Source organism: Corynebacterium sp. MSK074, from assembly GCF_030229735.1.
GTDB lineage: Bacteria > Actinomycetota > Actinomycetes > Mycobacteriales > Mycobacteriaceae > Corynebacterium.
Genome location: NZ_JASPIX010000022.1, coordinates 1 through 6,432, shown reverse-complemented (window position 1 = coordinate 6,432; position 6,432 = coordinate 1). Strand labels below are relative to the sequence as shown.

Annotated in this window: 4 protein-coding genes and 1 pseudogene; all 5 read right to left on the bottom strand. The window is 56.3% G+C overall.

What is annotated here, in order from left to right:
• Positions 1 to 1,220 precede the first annotated feature (1,220 nt).
• On the bottom strand, positions 1,221 to 2,435 hold the full coding sequence (locus QP965_RS11320; RefSeq protein WP_284844959.1) for a hypothetical protein: 1,215 nt from the start codon (positions 2,433 to 2,435) through the stop codon (positions 1,221 to 1,223).
• Positions 2,432 to 2,989, bottom strand: a complete 558-nt coding sequence (locus QP965_RS11315; protein WP_284844958.1) for a DUF4365 domain-containing protein — start codon at positions 2,987 to 2,989, stop codon at positions 2,432 to 2,434. The genes QP965_RS11320 and QP965_RS11315 overlap by 4 nt, the downstream gene beginning before the upstream one ends.
• Positions 2,990 to 3,047: 58 nt before the next feature.
• On the bottom strand, positions 3,048 to 3,785 hold the full coding sequence (locus QP965_RS11310) for a PaeR7I family type II restriction endonuclease (RefSeq protein ID WP_284844957.1): 738 nt from the start codon (positions 3,783 to 3,785) through the stop codon (positions 3,048 to 3,050).
• Entirely contained in the window at positions 3,786 to 5,417 is a 1,632-nt protein-coding gene (locus QP965_RS11305; RefSeq protein WP_284844956.1) for an Eco57I restriction-modification methylase domain-containing protein, read from the bottom strand.
• A gap of 601 nt (positions 5,418 to 6,018) precedes the next feature.
• A pseudogene (locus tag QP965_RS11570) lies at positions 6,019 to 6,183 on the bottom strand (hypothetical protein); the annotation flags it as partial.
• Positions 6,184 to 6,432: the final 249 nt, after the last annotated feature.

The following is a 6,432-nucleotide window of genomic DNA, read 5'->3' as shown; positions in this document are numbered from 1 at the left end:
GAACTCGACGGAATACTTTCTAGGCATAGTTCAATCCTTCCTTAGCTGAGGTAGGAACTAAACCCAGGACGCTTCAATTTCATCCGTATGGTCCCTTTTCCCTTCGGGCCATTAGTGGTGGTAGGAGTGGACTAAGAGAGACGCTGGTAGGCGCGGTTTTAGTGACAGAAGGGATGAGAAAGGCCCCCGCTGAACGTAACCATTCATGGTGTTCGGTGGGGGCTAGAGGGGGAGGGAGTTATGGAGCGTAGAGCTGTTTACACTCGCTCCCACGTCCCAAGGAAGATATTCGTTTCAATACCTTGTAGCCTCAGTCGCCGTGCGGTGCAGTACGCGCCGCCCTTGCTGCGGGCAATGTAGACCAGCTCACCTGTGTCGGCTGTGCGCACCTCAAAGCGGCACATCTTGTCGAGAATGGCCGTGGTATCGCCTTCGACTGCGTGGTGCGGGCGGTGTCATGGAATGTGGGTGCCTTCGGTGGTGTTCCATTGTGGACCGAAGAACACTTCGTCAACCACTCGGTATTCTAAGGGCTTTTCGCGCCTGCAGGAGGTCTCCTCGCAGGGCACGGACGAATTGTCGTTGGAGTGAAACGTGCGCCAGGACGTACGGTCGAACGTGTATGACGGCTTTCAGGCTTAGTGAGCTTCTGTGGGTCTACGTCTGCCTCGACGGTGATCTCACCGTTGCCGTCCGAGCCACGAAGGAGTGCGTGCAATAGGGCGGTCGGGGCGCAGGGGCATGTGTTCGCTGTCCGGCCCGAGCACTCGAAGCGTACATGCGTGCCGGTCGGCAAAGCGGGTAAGTAAGGACAATTGCTCGCGGTCAATGTAGAACCGCAGCTGCAGCGGAACTGTGTGGAGTCGTCTGCGAGGTGGTGGACGGTTGGGCTGAATGAGTGTGGAGGGTGCCCATAGCTGGACATCGTTGCAGGTCCTGGGATTTTTTCTTCTCGGCGGGGGTCGAGGCTCATGGAAAACTCGACTGTCGTGACGCACTTTCGGTGTACCCTGCACGGGGACTCTGAGGTCACGAGCGATGTCGAGCGCTCACGCTGCGCTACGGTGGGCCGTGGGTTATGGTGGTGATGCACCTAGCAAGCGCACCCCCCGAGCGCTATAGGTGCGAGAAAGTGGCCTCCTGATTGCGTGGCCCGCTCACGGCCTGCCACCACCCCCTCCGGCAGGCCGTGAGTCTTTGTGTGAAGATGTCTGCCGAACCTAATGGTCTCGCAAGAAGTCAAGTTGCTCCCCGGAGCCGCCTCGTTCCGCTACTTCGCTCTCCCCGCTGACTCGCGCGTTGGTGACCCGCACGCGGCGCACTTCAAGGAACTCTGCCTTTTCGGCAACTCCATCTACCTCAAGGAATACGCCACGACCGTGTGCCTCCAAGGCCTTGTCGTAGTCTGCCTCGTTCAAGCGGACGGTGAAAACGCGCGTCTTGCCGTCTCGTCCCGTTCCTCGCATCTTGATCCGTCGCGAGTCCGGTTCGTCCCACTGGCGCATTAGTCCAATGACTTCTCCAGCAACGACCATTTCGAGTGACTGCGGCTCCTGCCTCAAGGTTGCAATGCCAACTTCAACGGCCTCGGTCAACGTTGGTTCGAGAACGACTGCCCCGCGGGACGATACGACAGACGGTTCGTCAGCCTTGGTCTTGATAAATTCGACCGAAATTTCCGTCTCGTCCGCGCCAATGAGGCTTTGGAAACCGGATAACATTTCTACGGACACACCTTGCGTCATTGCCCAATTGAATGCATCCGGGTTGCCGTTCTTGCGGAACTCTTCGAGTACTTCCTTGGTTGCCTGCACAGACGTGAATACCGTCTCGGAGACTTCGCGAGACGACAGTTGGGAACTTTTCTTGATTTTTGCGCTATTGCTGATTGACAGCGGAACCGTCGCCGGGACGAAGGCTTTGACAACGTAGCTGCCAACCTCAGTTTGACCCATAAGACACGAGTCGAGGTAGTTATCCGCAATGACAAGGTTGGAACGTCGGAACCAGCGCATATACTCTTGACTGGCTTTGGCACCAGATTTCAGTACCTCTTCCAGGCCTGCCACGAGGCGCGCGCCGATTCGCCAGTCGACAACACCGCTTCGTACAGTCGGCCCGTCGGTCGACACGACGAACTTGTCGAGGGCGCGTTCAAGGCGGAGCTGGGAGGTCGCCAATTCTTCGATGACGTTGGCGGCGCTAAGGTCTGCCAGCTCGGTCAGTGCGCGGTGGATGATCCGCTGGAAGTCGGGAGCCTCGGGATTGTGGGGTAAGAACACTCCGGCTTCTTCACGAACCACCGCAGTCTCAAGTTTTGCCGTAGGGGAGGGGACCCACAGCGACATGCGCGGGTTGTCCTCGGACTGCTTAACCCAAGACAGCTCAGTCAAGGTCAGTTCGAGAGCCTGGATGTTAAGAGGTGCGTTGTTCATAGTGGAAGCTCCCCTCTACGGTGGAGGGCGAACAATTCGACGAGTGCAGCGTCATCGAAAACGTTGGCGGTCGGAACATTGACGATCACGTCGCCGCCGTCGGCCACAGTCGACGGCTGTGCGCCCGTGAGGTTAATCCAATAGTTGCGGGCGCTTAAGTGCGTGAGCGTTTCCTCATGCCCGACCCATTCGTCCATGTCAGGGTGAACGAGTTGGGCGACGAGAATCAGCGGCTCGTGTTTTCCCTCGAAGCGGTAGTCGTCGTAGCGCTGCTTGGACACTTTCACCTTAACGAACTCGTCTGTAGCATTGCCCTTCTCGGTGCATTTGAGCTGCAGGTTAATCGTCAATCGGTCGCGCACATTTTTCGTTTCGTGGGTGACGGTGACGTCAATGCCGGTGTCGATACTCTCTGTTTTTGCAACGCACCCTGCGGCCCCTGCGATGGCGTGGATAACACCGGCCTGGAACTCTTCTTTGAGTTCGGTGCGGCGGGTGGGGCGACCGCGAACCCACACCTTCTCGTACCCGGGTTTAATCGCCAATGCAGTCATAAGGGCAAATTTTAGTGGATGTTCGCGGTCTTAGCTGGGGTATGGGGTAGGAAAAGTGTTATTTCGTCAGCGCATCGAAAACGTCATCTGGTAGTGCCTTGATATAAGCGATCCTCGCTATGATCGCCGCTTCGAGATTCGCTACGGATAGACGCATCGACGGCTCGAAAAACTCACCTTGCCCCACTGGAGAGGTGATTAACGCTGCTGCGTCATAGTTAGACTCAGCGACCATGCGCTCGAAGAAAATCCGGTAGCGGTCGATGTACGACGTGTCGTAGAAGATGGGGTCTGGCTCGAATGGCATCCGTCCCGGTAGGCCGACTGGCCTCGTCGAACCGTCAGCCGATTCGACGAGCATGACGAACCCTAACCACGGCTTTAACCTCCCAAACAGTCCGCGCTCGGCAGCCATTTGCGAGTCAGCGGCTAAACCTAATGCCTCCTCGGTTCGGTTATTGAAGTTGTTGCCGAATGACGGACCCTTCTGGGACTTAAACTCCATCGCGGCGACGAGAGCGCCACGGTGCAACACAATGAGGTCCCAGTTCTTTGTCGGTCGGAAGTAGGCGGGTAGGTTGTTCTTTCCCGTGGTTTTGACCGTGAGTTCAATGTCGGGGTCGGAAAGCCAAATGTCTGCGACAACCTGCTGCAAACCGTCCATTTGTTTGCCGCCGGTCACGGCTGATCGGTTACCGTAGTCTTTGATTCCAGTGATCTTTCCTTGACGATTGCGTTGAAGGTCGAGCCCCTGCCAATAGGCTGCAACAGCCAGTTCCCACTTCGCCCTATCCATTTATGCCATCCACCTAAACTCATGTGGCAAGTCGTAAGCCTCAAAGGCTGCTTCGGTTGCCAACGTGCGATCACTGTTACGAAACGCAAGTTTAAGTTTCTTGGCCGTTTCAGGGCCAATCGAAGCGGGGGCAGGAACAGCAATCTTGCGCAAATACTGCGCTTGGAATCTCAACGTGCCGCCACGCATCGTTACTGCATATGACCGAATAAACATCTCCGCGAGGTCGGAAAGGAGAATACCCGCAAGAACTTCCAAGTCCCACGTTGACGAGGTGATATAGTACAGATTGTGGTGCGGGTACAGCCCACCCGGTTCGAGCACAGGCGTAATGCGTGCCTTCATGTCTTGGAGGAGCAGTTTCGGGCTGGCAGCAAGACCAGGTTTCACCTTGTCAATGGTTCGGTGCCATTGCTTTGGGTTCTTCTTGGCGACAAACCTTGATTGCACCTTGTCACTAGATAACAAGTGAGCTTTCATGCGTGGGTAGTCGTCAATATTCACAAGCACGCCATTTTCGTCCCAGGGATTGACCAGCAGCTTCTTTGTAGCCCCCAATGTCCCCGAACGAATGTCGTTTGCCATGACAATTGGTAGCAGGCGTGAGGGTTCAATGTCTTCCGAGGCTTGGACATCTACGAGGTACGCTTTGTCTGCTCCGGTAGCGACACCAATACCAATTGTTGTAGCCCCGTCTGACTCCAGCGTTAAGAAGTTCTCCTGCAAGTACTCTAGTAGCGCAATGGCATCGGGGTCACCTGTCGGCCAGAAGTCGTCGGTTTCAAACCAGCTAGGGAGCCTGGTGCCTTTCCAGCCGTTGCCCTGATGACGGCCTTCGGGCGAATGATAAAAGGCAAGAAAGTCCTCGGCGGAGGTGGGGCCGAAACTCTCGGTGGTCTCAACAACCACCGCTTGCTCTTGTGTCTTATTCGCGAGCACGGTGATTGCTGGGTATGCAGAGACCATCGAGTCGAATGCGTCGACGTCGTGCATGGTGAGTACCGCCTCCATTGCGTAGGAGGTGGCAACTAGGCTTCGTAGAGATTTTCCATACGCATTGCGCATCCATCTGTCAGCGCAAATGAACCCGAGTTTCCCGTTCGGTTTGAGTAAGCGCAAGCCCCTCTCGAAGAAGCCGACATAAATGTCACAGCGACCCCGCATTGTCGACCAATGCGAACGGTACAACATCTGCATCTCGGCAGGAATATCGTCGTTGCGAATGTATGGAGGGTTGCCCACCACGAAGTCGGCCTGTGTAGGCACCTCGTCAAGAAGAAAGTCTGCGCACCGCACCCAAGCTTCGGACACAGTGTGGGCATCTTCAACTGAATACCCAGCGCTTGTGAGCATCTCGACGACAATGCGGCGGCATGTTGCAACATGGGCAGGCTGAATGTCGAAAGCGGAAATGGCGGGCATGAGGTCTACTGCGGGCGCAAGTGTGCCATGCTGTGAGTCCAGTAGTCGCTCAACAATCGGACGCAGAAACGCCCCAGACCCGATTGCTGGCTCGACGAGAGTAAGGGTTGTCAATGGCTTGTCTGCCGTGTATCCCACCAAGTCAAGAATGAGGTCAACGGCCCAACGTTTGGTGAAAACTTCTCCAAAATTTTGGGTCGGCTTTTGCATCTCGGTTCCTTTCGCAGTGGTGGGTGCGCTTCGAGAACCGAGTGTATTGCCACTCCAATTATTTGTTTTCCTTGGGGGTTATTGGATGACGTTTTGCCTACTAATGCCTATGGCTTAGCGCCTATGCCGGCCCCACCCACAGTTTCGCCTCGACAGCCGTCTCGATCCTCGACACGGTGCGCGAATCGGGCCACACTGCGCCCTGGAGAATTTTGTTAGTGTTGCTTTGTCGACCCCCGCGCGCGCCTGCATAGCTCCAACTGGGATACCCCCGCCGCGAGGTTCGCTTCGACGACCGAGGCGAGGTTTTCACGAAGGTCTGGACGAGTGCGTCGGCGCCGTCGCAGGTGGGGTCGTTCGGCCAGTGGGGGTAGAGCGCGTTCGGGGCGGGGGTGAGGTGCGCCCGCGCCCTGGGGTGGCGGGCGTGGTCATGGCTTCTACCATAGCGGCTCGTGCGGGCAAAAGGAAATGTGTTTGCGCAGCTCAGCGGGGGTGTCGTCCGGAAAGCCGGATAATGACGGTTAAGTGCAGACTGCTGCCTAGGCTGTAGGGGACGTTTGGGCGTAAGGGGCCGGTGGAGCGGGGCGATTTTGGGAAAACCTTATGAGTTTTTCTTTTCTTGGTTTTGCCTTGATTTATGCGTATGTCTTGTCGGCCACAATTTGTATTCCAGCGCCACCTCCAGGCGTGCAACTGTCAATGCGCTCGGCCACGCATTGCCGCGCGTCAAGTCGGAGATAGTCGATGCTCTCACTTCGGTTGCTTTGGCAAGTTTTTGAGTGTGTTGTTACGGTAGCGATTAAAATGTTGGCTGCCAGTTCTTCGATAGCTTGGTGTGCCGGCTCCTTTTTCGCCATGCGGCTGTCCGGCCAGCCGGGATACACCTCTTTCGGAGGCTTACCGGCGTAAGGTCAAATCCTGGGTAGTGGTGTATCTGTTTTTCGAATCTGGGGTTAGTTTCATGGCGGTGGTTTAGGGGCCATCTCGGGGATAAGGGGTGAGGGTATTCACGCGG

Excerpts from the sequence above, each read along its gene's own strand:
- QP965_RS11315 (WP_284844958.1), bottom strand. The coding sequence starts at position 2,989 with ATGACTGCATTGGCGATTAAACCCGGGTACGAGAAGGTGTGGGTTCGC.
- QP965_RS11320 (WP_284844959.1), bottom strand. The coding sequence starts at position 2,435 with ATGAACAACGCACCTCTTAACATCCAGGCTCTCGAACTGACCTTGACT.
- QP965_RS11305 (WP_284844956.1), bottom strand. The coding sequence starts at position 5,417 with ATGCAAAAGCCGACCCAAAATTTTGGAGAAGTTTTCACCAAACGTTGG.
- QP965_RS11310 (WP_284844957.1), bottom strand. The coding sequence starts at position 3,785 with ATGGATAGGGCGAAGTGGGAACTGGCTGTTGCAGCCTATTGGCAGGGG.